Source organism: Micromonospora sp. SD19 (assembly GCF_054462275.1).
This window is the reverse complement of sequence record NZ_JBTLMN010000013.1, coordinates 1-17,006: the sequence shown is the minus strand read 5'-3', so window position 1 is coordinate 17,006 and position 17,006 is coordinate 1. Positions and strand designations below refer to the sequence as shown.

Annotated in this window: 13 protein-coding genes and 3 pseudogenes; 11 read left to right on the top strand and 5 right to left on the bottom strand. The window is 68.8% G+C overall.

The annotated features are described in order from the left end of the window. The first annotated feature begins 59 nt into the window (after positions 1–59). The 5 genes from ACX27O_RS29900 (at position 60) to ACX27O_RS29880 (ending at position 6,543) form a co-directional block, all read left to right on the top strand. Positions 60–2,324, top strand: coding sequence for a DUF4365 domain-containing protein (locus ACX27O_RS29900; RefSeq protein WP_141710421.1), 2,265 nt, complete (start codon positions 60–62; stop codon positions 2,322–2,324). A 615-nt stretch (positions 2,325–2,939) separates the two neighbouring features. Next, positions 2,940–4,454 carry a DUF2397 family protein gene (locus ACX27O_RS29895; RefSeq protein WP_167362462.1) on the top strand — a complete coding sequence of 505 codons (1,515 nt, stop codon included), beginning with the start codon at positions 2,940–2,942 and terminating at the stop codon, positions 4,452–4,454. Beyond that, positions 4,451–5,764: a DUF2398 family protein gene (locus ACX27O_RS29890; RefSeq protein WP_091404219.1), complete on the top strand. Its 1,314-nt coding sequence runs from the start codon at positions 4,451–4,453 to the stop codon at positions 5,762–5,764. Before ACX27O_RS29895 ends, ACX27O_RS29890 begins: the two co-directional genes overlap by 4 nt. After that, the gene (locus ACX27O_RS29885; protein ID WP_091404223.1) at positions 5,748–6,269 is read left to right on the top strand and encodes a hypothetical protein; all 522 of its coding nucleotides are present in this window, start codon (positions 5,748–5,750) and stop codon (positions 6,267–6,269) included. Before ACX27O_RS29890 ends, ACX27O_RS29885 begins: the two co-directional genes overlap by 17 nt. A 4-nt stretch (positions 6,270–6,273) precedes the next feature. Further along, complete coding sequence (locus tag ACX27O_RS29880) at positions 6,274–6,543, top strand: SAM-dependent methyltransferase (RefSeq protein WP_091404226.1); 270 nt, start codon at positions 6,274–6,276, stop codon at positions 6,541–6,543. 454 nt (positions 6,544–6,997) lie between these two features. On the opposite strand, the pseudogene ACX27O_RS29875 reads toward ACX27O_RS29880, so the two are convergent. Next, positions 6,998–7,102, bottom strand: a pseudogene (locus ACX27O_RS29875) (hypothetical protein); the annotation flags it as partial. 544 nt (positions 7,103–7,646) lie between these two features. Here ACX27O_RS29875 and ACX27O_RS29870 point away from each other — a divergent pair. From ACX27O_RS29870 to ACX27O_RS29860, 3 genes and pseudogenes are all read left to right on the top strand, one after another. Continuing rightward, positions 7,647–8,261, top strand: coding sequence for a hypothetical protein (locus ACX27O_RS29870; protein WP_141710423.1), 615 nt, complete (start codon positions 7,647–7,649; stop codon positions 8,259–8,261). Between the two features lie 6 nt (positions 8,262–8,267). Next, positions 8,268–8,648, top strand: a pseudogene (locus ACX27O_RS29865) (hypothetical protein); the annotation flags it as partial. Between the two features lie 52 nt (positions 8,649–8,700). Beyond that, a pseudogene (locus ACX27O_RS29860) lies at positions 8,701–9,294 on the top strand (aminotransferase class V-fold PLP-dependent enzyme); the annotation flags it as partial. A gap of 188 nt (positions 9,295–9,482) precedes the next feature. Here the strand turns inward: ACX27O_RS29860 and ACX27O_RS29855 are convergent. The 3 genes from ACX27O_RS29855 to ACX27O_RS29845 form a co-directional block, all read right to left on the bottom strand. After that, positions 9,483–11,363 (bottom strand): glycoside hydrolase family 15 protein, encoded by a 1,881-nt coding sequence (locus ACX27O_RS29855; RefSeq protein WP_091404237.1) that lies wholly within the window; start codon positions 11,361–11,363, stop codon positions 9,483–9,485. Further along, complete coding sequence (locus ACX27O_RS29850) at positions 11,360–12,316, bottom strand: TIGR03885 family FMN-dependent LLM class oxidoreductase (protein WP_091404239.1); 957 nt, start codon at positions 12,314–12,316, stop codon at positions 11,360–11,362. Before ACX27O_RS29850 ends, ACX27O_RS29855 begins: the two co-directional genes overlap by 4 nt. 146 nt (positions 12,317–12,462) lie before the next feature. Next, positions 12,463–13,092, bottom strand: coding sequence for an MmyB family transcriptional regulator (locus ACX27O_RS29845; protein WP_208603825.1), 630 nt, complete (start codon positions 13,090–13,092; stop codon positions 12,463–12,465). Positions 13,093–13,419: 327 nt separating this feature from the next. Between ACX27O_RS29845 and ACX27O_RS29840 the strand changes: the two genes are divergently transcribed. The 3 genes from ACX27O_RS29840 to ACX27O_RS29830 are packed head-to-tail and all read left to right on the top strand — an operon-like array spanning position 13,420 to position 16,176. Then, entirely contained in the window at positions 13,420–14,637 is a 1,218-nt protein-coding gene (locus ACX27O_RS29840) for a D-arabinono-1,4-lactone oxidase (RefSeq protein WP_091404242.1), read from the top strand. Beyond that, on the top strand, positions 14,637–15,011 hold the full coding sequence (locus tag ACX27O_RS29835; protein WP_244166379.1) for a sensory rhodopsin transducer: 375 nt from the start codon (positions 14,637–14,639) through the stop codon (positions 15,009–15,011). Before ACX27O_RS29840 ends, ACX27O_RS29835 begins: the two co-directional genes overlap by 1 nt. A 13-nt stretch (positions 15,012–15,024) precedes the next feature. Next, positions 15,025–16,176, top strand: coding sequence for an FUSC family protein (locus ACX27O_RS29830; RefSeq protein ID WP_244166380.1), 1,152 nt, complete (start codon positions 15,025–15,027; stop codon positions 16,174–16,176). Positions 16,177–16,200: 24 nt separating this feature from the next. Here ACX27O_RS29830 and ACX27O_RS29825 read toward each other — a convergent pair whose 3' ends face one another. Further along, positions 16,201–16,626 (bottom strand): hypothetical protein, encoded by a 426-nt coding sequence (locus tag ACX27O_RS29825; protein ID WP_458940444.1) that lies wholly within the window; start codon positions 16,624–16,626, stop codon positions 16,201–16,203. Between the last annotated feature and the right edge of the window lie 380 nt (positions 16,627–17,006).

The window sequence follows — 17,006 nt, the reverse complement described above, 5'->3', positions numbered from 1 at the left end:
CAAACGGTGGCAGCCGGGCAGGCGCGCACGGCTGGCAACGAGGCGGATGGGGTTGCAGGGTGAAGACGTCGTCGTTGGGAATGGAGCGCCGCGGCGTTGCCGAGGTGCAACTCGCGTTCACCAATCTGACCTGGGCGTTTCGGGAGCAGCGCGAGGCGGATCAGGGTATCGATGCTCATGTCGAGGTCGATGGTCTGACCACAAACCCCACCGGCCGGTACATAGCCGTTCAGATTAAATGCGGGCCCACGTTCTTCAAACGCAGGACGCGGATCGGCTGGCGCTTTACTGGAGAGCCTCGGCACCTCACGTACTGGCTGGCCAACCTGATGCCCGTGGTGCTCGTCATCGTCGACCCGGAGACCCGAGTCGGCTACTGGGTTCAGATTACCGCCGACGCGGTGCGCGAGACCGACCGCGGCTGGTCGATCGAGGTGCCGTCCGCGAACGTACTCGACGCGTCATCGCGTGACACCCTGCGTGACATCGCGTTCGCCGCTCCTTCGGCCAACCCGGATCCTGTCGCGGAGGTTCTGCCGCTGCTGCCACCTTCCACGGTGGAGATGCTGTCGGCTCTCAGCCAGGTCGACCCCGATGGTGCGCGGCGTCTCGCGCGGATGCTCAGCGGAGGCCGCGATGACCCGAGGGCGGTCGTGGAGCCGCTCCTTGCCGCGAGCCGGGGCTGGGTTCACGCGACAGTGGCGCGGCTTGCGACCGTCGGGGCGTATGCCAACGACCACGGCCACCAGGACCTGGCAATGGAAGCGTTCGCGCTGGCGGCCGAACGGGATCCGGACAACCAGCCGCGGCTGCGTGGCATCGCGGCGATCATGGCCATCACTGTCGGGGACAGGAGCCAAGCCGCCGGCCTTCTCCGTCCCGTCCAGGGCCCGCAACGGGCAGGGACAAACCTGCTCATGGACGTCGCCGTCTGCGCCCTCGAAGCCGATGAATCAGGCAGGGAAGACCTGCTGGAGAAGCTACTAATCGATCGGTCTGACGGTGAGCTCGATGCGGAGCCCACCTGCCTGTTGTTCCTCGCGGAGCGCGCTGCCGGCCGGGGCGACTTCGACCAAGCGCTGGCCCTGTATGACCGCGTCTGCGAACGGCAACCGACCAGCACCGGTGGCAGGCTCGGCCGGGCCAGGGCGCTCATGGAGCGCCTGCTGCGCGGCGCCACGACGCTACCGTTTCAAGACCAGCAGGAGGTGGTAGCGCTCGCCACGTCCGTCCGGGACGACCTACGGCGATGGGCTGGACCCAGCGAGACCGTGCACCGCCTTCTCGTACAGGAGCGCATGCTCGTCGGCGCGTTCATGGAGGTCATCGAACTGGCCACGCCCACCGCATTCGGCGGCCAAGCAAACGACCGCGAAGCGAGCGACCCCGTCGTCGCGATCGTGGGCGCCCAAGCCAGCATTGCCCTGGACGACCGCATTCGCGCCGTCCGGTTCGGCGACGCCATGCGCGGCACACCCGCCGAGCCACTGATCCGCGCGCTCGCTGCGGACCCGCGTCAACCCGCCACGGCTACGGTCGCCATGTGGCGGATCGCGCTCGACAATGCGGACACCCCGCTCGCGGCGAGGATCTGCCTGAACCAACTCGCCTCCAGAGGCGCCCTCGATGCAACGGACCTCGACCGGGTGGCGGTGTTGGCGAATCTCGACGACGGCGACCGTGTCGCTTACACCGCACGCAACGCCGCTGCTAGCGGTGACCACGACGGAGCTGTCACGCTGCTGCGGTCTGCCTGGTCACCCGCTGCGGGAGAGTTGCTGATCGAGATCCTTCGTGAGGCAGGACGCTACGACGAGGCCCTCGCCGTGTGCGAAGAAACCTGGACAGGATACGGGGCGCTCCAGGCGCTCCAGGAGAAAGTCAACATCCTGGCTATCCGAGGCGACCTCGACGCCGCCGACGAATGCGCCAAGGATCTCCTCGCCACCGGCGAACTCGCAACCGAGCACCGCAAAGCCCTGCATCGCCGCCTCATAGAGCGCAGAGCCACGCGGAACGACTGGGCTGGCGTAGAAGCGTGCTGCCGGGCAGCACTCAAAGACGAACCCACGAACCGTGATCACGCATGGGCGTTGATCATCTCTCAGCTCAACCAGAACCGGTGGGACGCGGCGTGGACGTCGTACCGCCATCTGCGACCCGACGTGACCGATCCAGGCATCGTCTCCGCCTGGGTCGACCTGCACCTACGTTTCGACAATACGCCGCAAGCCCGAGCCACCGCTACGACGCTGGCCAGCCGCTTCGCGCACGAGCCGCACACACTCGCCCTACTCGAAAGGCTCAACAACCCGGCGCCGTAACGACTCCGCGCACCCGCGCCGCCCTCCCCTCAACGCAGCCGTGACTGGATGGCCCTACCGGAGGCCCCGTCAGCCTGCCTTCGCGCCCCGTCGGGCAGACCGATCAACTATCGCGGCCGAAGCACCACAGCGAAGACGATCTCCGCGAACCGCCGTCCGCGCGATCCCACCGCTGGCCCTGCCCATCGCCGCTCTGCGGCCAGCCAACGGACACCTGGGTCAGGATCGGCCGCACAGGGAAGGCAGACCGTTGCCCGCCGAGGTCGAGCGACTGGCCCGGCCTCGGACCTCGACCTCCAAGTCGTAGTACCGCAACCGCCCGCGCCATTCGCCCAGGCCGGCCCAACGGCGTGCGCTGCCCGGCTCTCCCGTTTACATCGCCGGAGGGAAGAAGAGGATCGAGTCATCACCGACGGTGCCAGCCCCTGCACGACCTAACCAAGGCTCTCGCCGAGCTGCTCGATTCCTGCCAGGTCGAGCGATGCCAGAGCGCTACGACATTGTCGCCGATTCAGGCTGCGTGATCCACTCTTGCCGAACAAATGTACGAAGGGCGGATTTTGTCGCACCCATCTGTAAGCATCCACTGCATTGATGGTCGCGCGAGAAGGGAGGATGATGCGAACCGATTGGTGGCGGGCTATCGAGCCGGACATGTGGCGGTTCGTCGGCGAACCGCTGGGTAACGCCCGCGAGGACTACGCCGCTGTTCTCTCCGCTTTGCTGCGATTGAGCGGCACTGCGCCGCTGTCAACGATGCGCGACATCGCGGAGCAGATGACGCGGGATGGCTACGGCGAGCCTATGCCCGCCGACCTTCTCCGAAGCCGGCTCGATGAGCTGGTCCAGATGCGTCTGGTACTGCCGTTCTTGAGCCCAACGGCATCGCGAGAGGACCTCCGCGACGGCCACCGCCGTCAGGAGGCGTGGGCGTTGAGCAAGAAGGGCCGCATCATTGTCCGGTCGGTCCGCGACGCGATCAACGACCTCGATCGGGTGCTTGCGCTGCCCCCGCGGCTAATCGACTCAATCCAGGACACGCTACGTCAGCTCCTCCTTCACCTCGACAAGGAGCCCATGCGGGTCGCCCTGGACATCGCCGCCGTGCGGTCGCAGGTCGGTCAGCTGCTCAACGCAGCCGGCGACTACTACGAGGCGATGCGCATGCTGAATCAGCATGACGTCACCGACGATGAGGTCTTCGGCGAGAGCCGGACGCGCATCATGGTGGTGCTGCGGCAGTTCGTGCAGCACACTCAGACAGCGCTCGCGCCGTTGAGGCGCAGCCTCGAGGCTATCCGGGTGGAAGGCTACGCCGTTATCGCTGAAACAGGCGCATCCGGCGCGGGCGCCGTCGAAATGGGCGACACGGCGGCGTGGATCGACGACGCTGTGACGCACTTGGAGAGCCTCGACGCGTGGTTCACGCCCGGCGGCAACATCGACAAGATCATCGACTCGGCCATGTATGCAATCGATGCCCTGCTCTCGGCCATCACCCGCCGCTACCATGCCTCCAACCGCACCAGCGATCTCGCGGCGGACTTCCGGCAGCTGGCGCTGATGATCCACGCCCAAGGCGCCGACGCCGACGCCTACGCCGTTTTCGCCGCCGCCACCGGGATGTGGGCAGCCCAACACCCGAAGGTCCCTCATGAGGACGACGACATCCTGCCGGCAGTCACCGTCGCCGCCGGGCCCAGCGTCAACGTTTCTGTGAGCCTCCGCAGTCGCGCCCCCAGCACATCGACGCCACGGACCGCCCACCGGATGGAAAACCTGGCGCTGTCGCGCGAGGCGGAGGAGCAGGCTGCCCTGGCAGAGATGGCCAGGCTCGCCGAGCTGTCCGAAGGCCTGTTAACGCCGGGCCAAGTGGGCCTGACCCACTTCGCTGGCATCGACAGCGCCCATTTGCAGGTACTGATCGACCTGCTGGAGGAAGCCATGGACAGCTACGACGCCGACCTAGGGTACGGGGAAGCGCTCACCTTGCGGTGCCGCATGCGACTCAAACCAGGCCGTATCGGCAGGGTGACCACCGTCCAGACCGCCGAGGGCAGCCTCACCGCGCCCGACGTCTGGATCGAGATCTCTCCCGTCGTCGCCGATTCGACCAGGTCGCATCGATGACCGCCCTCGACGAGTTCCTTCTTGAGCCCCGTGAGGACAGACTGGCCAACCTCGCGCCGGTCATCCCGGCGCTTCTGCGAAAGCCCTTCCTGACCGAGGAGACGGAACCGGAATTGTTCCGAGCAGCCCGGGCCCGCGAGGACGACCTGCGGCAGTGGTTCCACGCGACCCTGGGATGGCGGGTAAGGATTTCCAACCTCGGGCGGTACGTGCGGCTCTTCAAACGGCGTCACCAACCGCCGCAGGACCGCAGCTGCCTGCCGCGCGAAGGCGCAGGCAAGGTATCCGTGCTGGTGCTCACTCTGCTGTGCCTGATCGCTGAACAGCTCTGGCGGCGTCCCGAGATCACCTTCGGCGATCTGCAGCGAGAAGTGATCCGCACGTGCGCGGCAGAATCCGGCGCCGGCAGGCTACCGGCGTTCCAGGTCGTCACACAGGCCGGAGAGCCGCGTGCCAAGGCCGAGCAACACCGGCGAGCGTTCGTCGACGCGTGTGAGCTGCTGCGCGAGTGGGGCTTCATCACCAGCGACGGCCCGTTGACGGCCGCCGGCACAGATGCCGGCAACGACATCGTGATCACCTGTAACCCTGAACGACTCAACGATCTACTGGCAGCGCCAGCCATCTCCCAACTGCAGATCGACCTGAGCCAGCCGCACACACACGTCGCCAAGCTGTGCGAGGACCAGGCCGCCCTTCCCGACCACGCCTCGGAGAACCAGCGTGACCTGCAGCGGCGGCACCGCGCGCTCCGCGCGGTGATAGACGATGCCGTAGTGCCTCTCGGGGGCGACGGCATCGAGGCCACCTATCTCGCCTCGCCGGGTGGCCGCCGCCAGGCTGTTCAAGCCGCGATGGTCGCCGGGCTGACCTGCGTGGTGCGCCGAGATCTGTGGCTGACCGCCGATTCCGGCCGCCGCAGCACGGACCTCGACTTCCCTCAACCCCACTCCATCCCGGGCCAAGCCGCCCTGCTTATCGTGCAGTGGCTGAACACCGGCGGGGCGCCGCAGCCGCTGACCGAGGATGCCTGCCAGGCGGTCATCGCCGAGGCCAAGGCAGACCAGCCCGAGTGGGCCAAGTCCTTCCGATCGAACGCCGCGCTCCAGACTCTGACCCAGGAAGCCCTCGCAAGCCTCGTCGCCGCCGGGATCCTCATCCGAACCAGCGACCGGCCGCCCGCCTGGACCACCACCGGCGCACACGGCCACTGGCGGGTGCGCGTCGCTACCCCCGACCGCCGCGGCGAGCTACCCCTGACCGACGACGCTCTCTTCGACCAGGACGGCAAGCATGAGCAAGTCCATTGATCAGCCCGCGAACGTCACCCTGTTCGACGCGGGATTCGGCGCCACGCACGCTCTCACCGTTGACGCCCTTCCCGCTGCAGTCGGACGCTGGCAGCCGGTGCGCGCTGGCGTCGTCAACTCCTGGGCCTGGGTTGATGAGCAGTTCCTGTTCCACAACGGCTGGTGCGCCCTCGTCGGGCCCAACGGCTCCGGTAAGTCGCTGACCAGCGGGCAGTGGTTTCCCACCATGATCGACGGCGACACTAGCCCGGCGGCCCTGTCCATGTCGCAGCGGGGATCCGGCAACCTGGCTGACCGCCACCACAACCGGACGCCGGGCCGAGAGAAAACCGGGGTGTGGTGGCTCGAGTTCGGGTTCCGGGCCCCCGACGGCGAGTTGCGGTGGACGACGCTCGGGTTGTGGATCCGCTGGCGCGGCGACAAAGCGGGGACACTTGACCGCGCCTGGTTCACTTCGTATCGATTCCGTCGTCACCCCGATCCGCGAGCGGCTCGCCCCCGGTAGCGCGATGGTCATCTCCCACATCAGCGCCGTCGTGACCGATCGGTACGACAACACGACCGTGTCTGAGGGCAAGGCCGTCTTCCGAGCCCGTGCCGCCACCGAGATTACGCTGCGCACCGACGCGCAACTCGCTGCTCTCTTCGGCGACCTGACGCTGATCGAACCGGGTCTGGTGCCGCTCAACGAATGGCGCCCCGAACTCGGCGAGCCGGACCCCTACGCCGACGGCCCCACGGCTTCGCCAATGCGGGGAGCCGTCGCCATCGATCTCTGATTGTGGCGGTGAGAGGCGCCAAGTCCGGGTCCTTGTCGAATACCCGGCGGGCGGCGGCCGTCCTTTGATCATGCAATAGCTGGCCTCGGCCACGCCGCCGATGTCCGCACCCGCGCCCCGGCCTGATTAGCCTGCCTATCGGCGATGGGTAGGCCTGCCGCTCGTGCCACGTTTGGCAGGTACCCCGCCTGCGGGGTGTTCTCGTCGACCTCGATGGTGTTTCTTCGGGCTCGGTGCCCGGTGCCAGCGGGTACACATGCCTGCTCCGCGGCTCGGTTGAGGCACTGGGTGGCGTCGCGTGAGAGACCGCGTTCGGTGCCGGCAATGTGCGGTTGCTCTCCCCAACCTCCTTGCGCGACACCGGCCGATGGCGCGGTGCCGTCGGCCCGCGCCGTCGCTGACGTGGCAGCGGCGCGGATCGACGGCCCAGTTCGTCCACCGGTGGCGGTCAGCCCGGCAGGGCCACCTGTGCCGGGGTCGACCGGTGAGTGGTGGTGCCGTCGCCGAGCTGCCCGAACGAGTTGTCGCCCCAGCGCCACAGGCTGCCATCGGTGCGCATCGCGCAGGCGTGATAGGAGCGGCGAGGCTGTCCGCTCAAGTGGTGGCGCTACCGACCCGGGGCGGGGTCGACCGGTTCGGCTCGGTGCTCAACGGCGACCGCTAGGCCGACCTCCGGACCCTCGCCATCCTGGAAGTCGCCCTCAAGTCGAGCAGGTTCACGCCGTAGCGCTTGTGCTTTCGAGCAGGGCGAATCGCCTGCCCCCGAAAGGCGCATTCTTCGATTGTGCGTCTGATGAGCGCTTCATCCCTGCTCAGGTGTTGTACGAGCGTGTTACAACAGGGCAGTAAATGTGGCTAGGGGTAGCCGAAACTGTGGACACTGAGGTCAGGGCTGTGCTGAATTTGCTGCGTTAACGACGCAGTCCCGATGACTGGGGAGCGGGTCTGCGTCAAAGCATGCCCGGTTAATTCGCGCGGGCAACTACCCTGTATCCCCGGGATAGGTGGATCCTGTGATCCTGCCCCCATTGTCTGCCCTAAATCAATACCGTGACCGCCGTAAGGCGTACCCGTTCTTTGCGCGGCACCGCGCAGTTGCGGCGATGGCCGTCTTTGTCGCCGTGGTCCTGGCGGCAACGGGCTGTACCGAACATCCCGGAGTTCAAGACGCTTCGGGCACGACCACGGCGACCACCGCTTCCGACACCGCCGGCACCACCAGGACGGCCGAGGCAACGACGCCCACCGCAGGCGCGTCGACCGCAGCGCCGTATCGCCCGGTAGACGCGCTGTGCTCGAAGGTAGCCCTCACACCGATCTCCGAGATCGTCGGTCCGGTCGGAAGCCAACAGGACGACTCCCGCGCGGCCGGCAGCACCGTCAGCACGGCATGCACTGCCACGGTGGGTCGCCTGCCCAACGGCATCGTGGTGACGGTACGTGCCGACATCGGGGCGCCCGGCTCCGGCAGGCTCCTGTACGAGGGCCTGCGCCAGGCCCAGCAGTCTGATGGGCCGAGCATGGACGTGATTGGCCTTGGGTCCGCCGCCTACGCCTACGTGGACCGGGCCAGCGGCTTCGCCATCTGCGCCTATGACGCGAATCTCTACCTGACTGTCACTGCCGCTCCGCTGCGTCCCGGGACGGTCCTGCGCGGGGATCTGCCTGCCCGAGTGCGCGCCGTAGCGGCCTCCACGCTCGCCGCCCTGCGCACCTGACCCGGCATGTGCCACCGGCACGCCTCTGCCGACGCGATAGCCACCCGGGCAGTTGCCCGAACGCCCTTGGAGACCCCTATGCCTACGTCCCCTCTGCCCGCTGTGCTGCCGGGATCCGGTGACACCGACTACGCCCGCTACATGCGTACCGACGACCTGCTGTCCCTACAACGAGGGCCGGGGGAGTGGGTGCACGCCGACGAGCTGCTGTTCCAGATCGTGCACCAGAGCACCGAGCTGTGGCTGAAGCTCACCCGATCCCACCTGTTGCGGGCCCTGGCGCACCTCGACGCGGACCGGCCGTCCGCAGCCGAACTGCTCCTGCATCGCGCCGCGGAAACGCTGCGCCTGACCACCGAGCAGCTACACATGCTGAGGTCTCTGCCGCCGGCCCGGTTCGCCGTCATCCGCACGGCACTGGGCAACGGCTCAGGCTTCGAGTCCCCCGGGTGGGACCTACCGAGACTCCCGGCGCCTCGACGTGGCCCGTATCGCCGACACCGCGCACGCCACCGGCGCAGCCGTGTTCGTCGACGCCTACCAGGCCGCCGGCGTGATGCCCCTCGAAGTCGACGCCCTGCACTGCGACTACCTCGTCACCGGCACCGGCAAGTACCTGCTCGGGCTCCCCCGGCTGGCCTTCCTCTACGTCCGCAACCCCGACGGACCACGGCCGACCCTCACCGGCTGGCTCGGCCGCGCCGACCCCCACGCCCACCGCGCCACCGTCCTGGACTTCCCGCCACACGCCCGCCGCTACGAGACCGGCACACCCGCTGTCGCCGCCGTCTACGCCGCCGTCGCCGGCCTGTCCATGGAGATTGTGCGCCTGGCCGCCGACGTCGACACGCAAGGCCCGCACCTGGCGCTCGTCGAGCCACACGCGGAGGCCATGGCGGCCTGGCTCGGACACCGCGGCGTCATCGCCGCACCCCGCACTGGCGTCCTGCGCCTGGCCACCCACGCCTACACCACCACCGACGACCTCGACGCCGTATCCGAGGCAGTCGCCTCCCACCGCTGCCGCACCCGCCCAGGAGGCCGCATCCCCCTGCGATCGACTCAGCCCCGTTCGGCCATTTCGGCTTCACCGGCGCGGTCAAGCTCCCGATCAGGCCAAACGTCTTCCGCCGGGCCGGGTGCCGGCAGCAGCGGACGGACAAAGCCACTCAAAGGCGCAAAGCCGCTCAGAGGTAGGATCACGTCCACTACTACCGACCATCAGTCCATGACTTGAGGGCCGACCCGGCCAGCCTCACAGTCAGATGAGCTTTTTACCTGACTTCGAGTTGGGTCGGCTCGGGCTGTGTGGCGTTCGGCCCAAGCGTGGAGGGCGTCGCGATCGCCGATCGCGTCCAGGTTCATGGCCGCCTCGATGAGGGCGAGGTGGGTGAACGCCTGCGGGTGGTTGCCCAGTGCGGCTGCGTCGGCGTCACGTTCCTCGGGGTGCAGCCCGAGGGGTCCGGCATAGTTCGTGAGTTGGTCGAAGAGGCGCCGGGCTTCGGTGTGCTGTTTGGCCAGCGCAAGGGCGGAGACCAGTTCGAAACAGCTCAGCAGGAACGCGCCCTCTTCACCGGGTAGGCCATCGTCGATCTTGTATCGGCGGATGAGGGCCGGTGCGATGGTGAGGTCCTCGCGGATCCGCTCGATGGTGGAGACCACCCGCGGATCGTCGCCGGGCAGGAATCCGACCAGCGGCATACGCAGCAGCGCGGCGTCCAGGTCGGTCGAATCGTACGCGATGACGAAGGCGCCGACCCGCTCGTCGTAGCCCCGGTCGAGGATCTCGGCGTGCAGTGTGTCGCGTGCCTGCTGCCACCGCGACACCGGTGCGTCCCGGTCGTGGAGCAGTTCGGCGAGGCGGATTCCCCGGTCGAGGCAGACCCAGGTCATCATCTTGGAGGCGACGTAGTGCCGGCAGGGACCGCGGATCTCCCAAGGGCCGTGGTCGGGTTCGTGCCACCGCTGGGCCATGGTGTCGACGTGTCGCCGCAGCAGCTTCCACTGGTCGCTCGCCAGTTCGCCGGTGAGCTGCTGGTAGGCCAGGGCCGCGTCGAGGACGTGCCCGTAGGTGTCGAACTGGGTCTGTTCGGCGGCGGCGTTGCCGATCCGAACGGGTCGGCTGTGGGCGTAGCCGGACAGGTGTGGCAGTTGCCGTTCCTCGTCTGTCCGGCCGTGGATGCCGGTCAACGGAGGAAGCGGCTGCTCGTCAGCGCACAACTTGAGCAGGAATTGCATGTAGCGGCGGCCTTCCTCCACGTGGCCGAGGCGGAACAGGGCGAGCAGCAGCAGGGCTGCGTCGCGGTGCCAGGTGTAGCGGTAGTCCCAGTTGCGTACCCCGCCGACCTCTTCCGGCAGCGAGGTGGTCGCAGCGGCCAGCAGCGCGCCGGTCCTGTCGTACGACAGACCGCGCAGCACCAGGGCGCTGTGCCGCACCGCCTCCGCGGCGAAGCCGGTGTAGGTGCTGCGCGCCGACCAGTCCCGCCAGGTGGCGCTGGTCCGGGCGGACAGCCCGTCGGCGGCGGCGAGAGGGGGGACAGTGTCGGCATAGCCGAACAGGAGCGTGACGCTCTGTCCGGCCCGCAGCTCCGCCTCGCCGATCAAGGTCCCATCGGCCACCGACGTAGGCAGGTCCGTGATCACTCGCAGCGGTGTGCCCCGCGCGTGCCAGCTGTCGCCGCAGCGTTCCCACCGCACCGGATGCTTGCCGAAGCCGGGGCGCGGGGTCAGCTCCACCCGTAGCCGGACCACACCTGCTTCGGCGCGCACCCGGCGCAGCAGCACGTGCTCCGCCCTGATCGGTTGAGCTGCGTCGCCAGGCGCGATGGCCAGCATGTCCTGGCCGACCGCCGTGCCGTCCGGGCCCTCCCACCGGTTCTCCAGCACCAGGGTGCCGGGCGGGTAGCGGCGGGCCGGCACCGGGCAGCCGGCGACGGCGAGGGAGAACCGGCCCCCGACGTCGCGGTCCAGCAGCCGGGCCAGGACCGCGTCGCCTGCCGCATCGGGTACGCACATCCACTCGACGGTGCCGTCCGGTCCCACCAATGCGGTGGTGTGGGTGTCGGACAGGAAGGCGTACGAGTCGATAGGTGAAAAGCTCATGCCAGTTCCGGCAGCACCCGGGTACCGAACACGTCGAGGAAGCGGTCCTGGTCGCGCCCGACGTGGTGCAGGTAGATCTCGTCGACGCCGAGGTCGGCGTATTCGCGCAGCCAGTACGCGTGGCGTGCCGGATCGCCGGACACGAGCACGTGCCGCCGCATGTCCTCCGGCCGGACATACGCGGTCGCCTCGGCGAAGTCCGCCGGGGTGACCAAATCCCAGCCGACGTCGCTGCCCAGGATCGCGGCGCGCCACTGCTCGTGCGCCACCCGCAGCGCCGTGTCCTCGTCGACGGCCCAGGACAGGTGCACCTGCAACAGCACCGGCCCCCGCCCACCGGCGTCCCGGTACGCCGCGAGCACCCGCCGTACCGCGTCGACGCCCTGGTTGATGGTGATCAGCCCGTCCGCCCACGACCCGGCCCAGCCGGCAGTCTCCGGAGTCACCGCCGCCGCGTACACCGCAGGCGGTTGCGCCGGTCGCGACCACAGCAGCGCCCGGTCCACGGTCACCAGCCCACGATGCGTCACGCACTCGCCGGCGAACAGCCGGCGGATCACCTCCACGCACTCCCACAACCGGGCGTTGCGTTCCGACTTACTCGGCCACCGATCCCCGGTGATGTGCTCGTTGAGTGCCTGCCCGCTGCCCACCGCCAGCCAGAACCGGCCCGGGAACATCTCCGCCAGCGTCGCGGCGGCCTGCGCCACGACCGCCGGGTGGTACCGCTGACCGGGAGCGTTGACCACACCCATCGGCAGGCCGGTACGGGCCAGCGCGGCACCCAGCCAAGACCAGGCGAACCCGGAGTGCCCCTGCTCGGCGCCGAACGGCGCGAAGTGGTCCGAGCACATCGCCCGTCCAAAACCGGCCTCTTCGGCGCTCTCCGTCAGCCGCAGCAGCTCACTCGGCGGGAACTGCTCGTGCGAGGCGTGGTAGCCGTAGACCGGCATGGCTTCTCCCACCCGTGGGTCGATCGGTCTGCAGGACTACCCACTATGACGGTGGGTAGTCCTGCGCGTTCGCCAACATATCGACCCGGTGATCACGACATCCGTCATCAGGTGCTGCTCCTTGATCAGGAGTTACACCGTTCGTCTTACAGTCCCCGGGGCAGGCTTGCTGTCAGGTGTGCTACCCGAGGGTCTGGCCATAAAACGTCGATCGGCGCGGCGGTGGAAGTCACAGAGTGGTTAGCCCTCCTGCTTATGGAGTCTCGGAGTGGGGGTTTCGTCGGTCCAGGAGGCCAGGAACCGTAGGGCGTCGTGGTGGGCTGCCGGGTGGGGCGGTCCAGATCACGAGCTGTTGTTCCGTGTCGTTGGCTTCGACGAGGGTGTCCCAGTCGAGAACCAGTTCGCCGATTGTGGGGGTGGATCAGGGTTTTGCTGCCGGTCGTCAGGCTCGCGACGGTGCGGGCGGCCCACCAGGTGCGAAATTGGGGGTCTCGCACGGACAGTTCTTCGACGAGCCCGGCCAGGCGGGGGTCGTCGGGGTATTTCGCTGCTTGCATGCGCAGTTGCGCGACCGCAGTTCTGGCGACGGATTCCCAGTCGGCGTAGAGGGTGCGCATGGCCGGATTGGTGAACAGGATACGCACATAGTTGCGGTGCTTTTCCGCAACTTTGGCGAAGTCGGTGATCATGGCGGCTGCCAGGCGGTACCAGCCGAGGATGTCCATCCGGCGGCCCATGACGATCGCGGGGGTGGTGGCGAGGTCATCGACCACCATCCGACCCTTCGACCACATCCATCGACGGTCACGATGGCGACGCCGACACCAGTACCGCGCCAGAACAGCCCACTACCAGCGAAGACTCCGACTCCACCAGCTGCGGCTGGAGTACTAGGAGCCAGCCGGCCACGACCTAGCGGTCGGCCTCGGTTTGACCGAGGAGCCCTTACCCACCCGACAGGTTACCGAATTCGACATGTCAGCAGCCGACGGTACTCATCCATGGCGGCCCCCGGCATGGGCCACGCGGGCGGCAGATCATGTGGGTGACTGTCTGTCGTATCGGCGGGTAAGCCATTGCGTCCAGTGGGAGGAGGAGGGGACGTGGAACGAGAGTTCGTGAACTGGTCTGGCAGCCTGTCGTTCATCCCGGCGGAGTATGCCGAGCCTGCGGACGAGGACGAGGTGCGGGCGTTGGTGTGGCGGGCCCGCGAGGCCGGGACGACGTTGCGGCCGGTGGGCTCTGGGCACTCGTCGAGCCCGCTGGTGCGTACCGATGGGATCCTCGCCAGCCTCGACCGGCTGGCTGGGGTGATCGCCGACGACGGCGTGCGCGCCACGGTCGGCGCCGGCACCAAGCTCAGGGCGTTGGGTGAGGGCTTGTACGACGCGGGGCTGGCGATGGACAACCTCGGGGACGTGGACTACCAGTCGATCGCCGGCGCGACCGCCACCGGCACCCACGGCACCGGCCTCGGCTTCGGCAACCTCTCCACGCAGGTGGCCGGCGTCCGGTTGGTCACCGGCACGGGCGACACGGTGGACGTCAGCGCCGACCGCAACCCGGAGCTCCTGCCGGCGGCCCGGCTCTCGCTGGGCGCCCTCGGCGTCCTCACCCGGGTCACGCTGGCCGTGCAGCCCCGCTACCAGCTGCACCGCCGGTCCTGGTGCGCGCCCGTCGCCTGGACCCTGGAGCACCTGGCCGAGTTGCAGCACACCAACCGCAACATGGACTTCTACTGGTATCCCCGCAGCGACCTGACTCAGGTCCGGGTCATGAACCGGGTCGACGAGACGCCGGACGAGCGGGTGTGGCACGCGCCGCGGGTACCGGGCTCGGCGGCCGTGGACGAGCCCCGCGAGGTCCACGTGGCCCCCACCCACCGGGCCATCCCCCGGCACCGGGAGCTGCGCTTCGAGGAGATCGAGTACATGCTGCCGGTGGAGGCCTTTCCGGCCTGCTTCGCGGAGGTACGGCGGCGCATCATGCAACGGCACCGCCGGGTGGCCGGGTGGCGGGTGCTTGTGCGCAGCGTCGCCGCGGACGACATCTGGCTCAGCAACGCCTACGGCCGGCCGACCGTGACCGTCGCCTGCCTGCAGAACACCTCGCTGCCGCACGAGGAGTACTTCCGGGACATGGAGGCGGTCTTCCGGCAGTACGGCGGCCGGCCGCACTGGGGCAAGAGACACTGGCTGACCGCCCGCGACCTGCGGCCCCTCTATCCCCGCTGGGACGACTTCCAGGCGTTGCGTCGCCGACTGGACCCGGACGGGGTGTTCCTCAGCCCGGACCTGGCCCGGCTGCTGGAGGAGGCGTGATGCCGCAGATCGGCGCGCGGACGTGGGTGGTCCCGGGTGGGCGCGTGCCGTTCCCCGGCAACGGCCCGGAACCGGAGTTCACCAGCTTCGACCAGCTGTGCGTGCTCAACGCCACGGATCAGGACACCGAGGTCAGCCTGGACGTCTACTACGAGGACGCCGAGCCCGTCGGGCCGTACCGGATCCTGGTCGGCGCCCGGCGGATCCGGCACGTGCGGGTCAACGACCTGATCGACCCGGAGGCGGTCCGACTCGACCGTCCCTACGGCTGCCTGCTGCGCTCACCCGTGCCGGTGGTGGTGCAGTTCCTGCGCCAGGACACCCGGCTACCCGGTGTCGTCGCGCTGACCGGCGCCATGGCCCATCCCGTCTGACGTTCGGCGCCGGATGAGCCGGGTACCCGCGCCTATGCGGGTCTCGGAGTGTGAACAGCCAGCGACCAAGGCGGACTCCGGGCTGCGTCGGGCCTGCCAGGAGGCATACCGGCGGTTGCAGACGTACTTCATCCTCGCGGTGCAGGCCGGCCTCGCCGCAGCACTGTCGTGGGTGGCAGCCAGGGAGTTGCTGGGAAACGAGGATTCAACCTTCGCCCCGGCCGCCGCGGTCGGTGTGATCGCCGCCGCTATCGGCAACAACGCCCGCCGCACCGTCGAGCTGATCGCCGGGGTGGTGCTCGGCATCGCCGTGGGCGACATGCTGATCGGCCTGCTGGGCACCGGGCCGTGGCAGACCGGTGCCACCGTCTTTGTGGCGATCGCCGTGGCAGCGGTGGTCCGCGGCACTGGCGCCCTGATGGCCCAGGCCGGCGCTACGGGCGTGCTGGTCGCCACCGTCACCCCGAACAACCCCGACCTGGAACTGCCCCGGACCATCAACGCACTGATCGGCGGAGCTATCGGACTGCTGGTCGTGCTCGTCATCGTCCCGCTCAACCCGACGCGGACGCTACGGCGCGTCGTCGACCCCGCGCTCGACGTATTCGCCAGACAGATGAGCGCCTCCGCACAGGCCCTGGCCCGCGGCGACGCCCGCGCCGCCGAGGAACTGCTCGACCGGATGCGCGCCGCCGAGCCGGAACTCAACCGGCTCGACGAAGTCGTCATCGCCGCCGACGAGGTGGCCCGACACTCGCCGCTGCGCTGGCGCCGCCGGCGGAGGCTGGCGGCCTACCGGGACGGCGTCGAGCACATGAAACGGGCCTTCCGCAACAGCCGCACCCTGGTCCGCCGCATCGGCACCACTCTGCGCGACCACGAGCCGGTGCCACCCGGCCTGCCCGCCGCCGTCGAACACTACGGCGAGGCGGTCCGGATGCTGCACCGCGAGTTCCTGGCCGCCCGGGAGCCCGTCGGCGCGCGGGAGCGGGTGCTGGCGGCGGTCCGGGAGGCCGGCGAGGCGTGCCGCCAGGACATGGGATTCTCCGGCACCATCGTCGTGTCCCAGCTGCGGACCATCGCCAACGACCTGCTGCGCGCCACGGGCGTGCCCCGCGACGAGGCGCGCCGGATGGTGCGCCGCGCCGCTGCGGGGCAGGGCTGAGCCGGCGACGTCCCGTCTCACCCTTCACCCGCTGATCCGACCGCACCAGCGGGTGACCACGTCCGCGGCGAACGCCTCAAGCCGTTGCCGCACAACCGAAAGCTCGTCAGCTGGACAAGCCGGCCGCGAGTACGTGGGTAACGACGGCAACGCCGTCGTTACCCAGGTGTGCGTCGCTGCCGGCGATTTATCCGCGCCACCGGCTGCTCCAACGATGAAGCCGCTGGCATGATCCGAGACGCGGCGCGCCGCGGCGAGGGCGACCACCCAATCGACGACTGACGCAACGAGCCCGGCCACGCTTGGCGTAGGCCGGACCGTCGCACTGGCAGGGTTGAGCGAGCTGCCCTGTCTTGCGTCTGCGGTCCAGCCCGGCGCGGCGTTGACGGGGGCGATGCGGCCAGGGTTATAGCGGGTCCAGTCGTCGTCTGCTGCGGCGTGTTCCACCATCACACCACCGCCGGTGCTGCCAAGGGCTTGGGCGCGGACTGGCGGAGGCGCGGTTAGGCGGCCCGGGACGGTGGGAACGGCTGAGGTCGCGGAGGGGGGATCGCTTCGGTGGCCAGCGGTTGGCCGGGTGCAGGCCCGGCGCATCATGGCCGGCTATCGCTGGCCGGGTGCCGTGTCGGCCTGCGTCCACAGGTCACGTAGCGGCGTCCACGAGGATGCCAGATCATTCCAGTAGCAGGTGAAGACTCCTGCGACCGGTTTTGTGGGGTCGCTCCACCAGATCGCGGCCACGATGTGTCCTGCTGTCAACGCCGGCCGAACTTTGACCCCTCTGTTCCGGCCGAATGTTGACCCCCTCGCTGGTTGTTGATGTTCAGTCG

What these genes read in the sequence shown, in the direction of transcription:
- ACX27O_RS29855 (WP_091404237.1), bottom strand. Translation starts at nt 11,363, where the DNA reads ATGAGCTTTTCACCTATCGACTCGTACGCCTTCCTGTCCGACACCCAC.
- ACX27O_RS29845 (WP_208603825.1), bottom strand. Translation starts at nt 13,092, where the DNA reads ATGGTGGTCGATGACCTCGCCACCACCCCCGCGATCGTCATGGGCCGC.
- ACX27O_RS29890 (WP_091404219.1), top strand. Translation starts at nt 4,451, where the DNA reads ATGACCGCCCTCGACGAGTTCCTTCTTGAGCCCCGTGAGGACAGACTG.
- ACX27O_RS29850 (WP_091404239.1), bottom strand. Translation starts at nt 12,316, where the DNA reads ATGCCGGTCTACGGCTACCACGCCTCGCACGAGCAGTTCCCGCCGAGT.
- ACX27O_RS29835 (WP_244166379.1), top strand. Translation starts at nt 14,637, where the DNA reads ATGCCGCAGATCGGCGCGCGGACGTGGGTGGTCCCGGGTGGGCGCGTG.
- ACX27O_RS29880 (WP_091404226.1), top strand. Translation starts at nt 6,274, where the DNA reads ATGGTCATCTCCCACATCAGCGCCGTCGTGACCGATCGGTACGACAAC.
- ACX27O_RS29825 (WP_458940444.1), bottom strand. Translation starts at nt 16,626, where the DNA reads ATGGTGGAACACGCCGCAGCAGACGACGACTGGACCCGCTATAACCCT.
- ACX27O_RS29830 (WP_244166380.1), top strand. Translation starts at nt 15,025, where the DNA reads ATGAGCCGGGTACCCGCGCCTATGCGGGTCTCGGAGTGTGAACAGCCA.
- ACX27O_RS29885 (WP_091404223.1), top strand. Translation starts at nt 5,748, where the DNA reads ATGAGCAAGTCCATTGATCAGCCCGCGAACGTCACCCTGTTCGACGCG.
- ACX27O_RS29870 (WP_141710423.1), top strand. Translation starts at nt 7,647, where the DNA reads ATGGCCGTCTTTGTCGCCGTGGTCCTGGCGGCAACGGGCTGTACCGAA.
- ACX27O_RS29895 (WP_167362462.1), top strand. Translation starts at nt 2,940, where the DNA reads ATGATGCGAACCGATTGGTGGCGGGCTATCGAGCCGGACATGTGGCGG.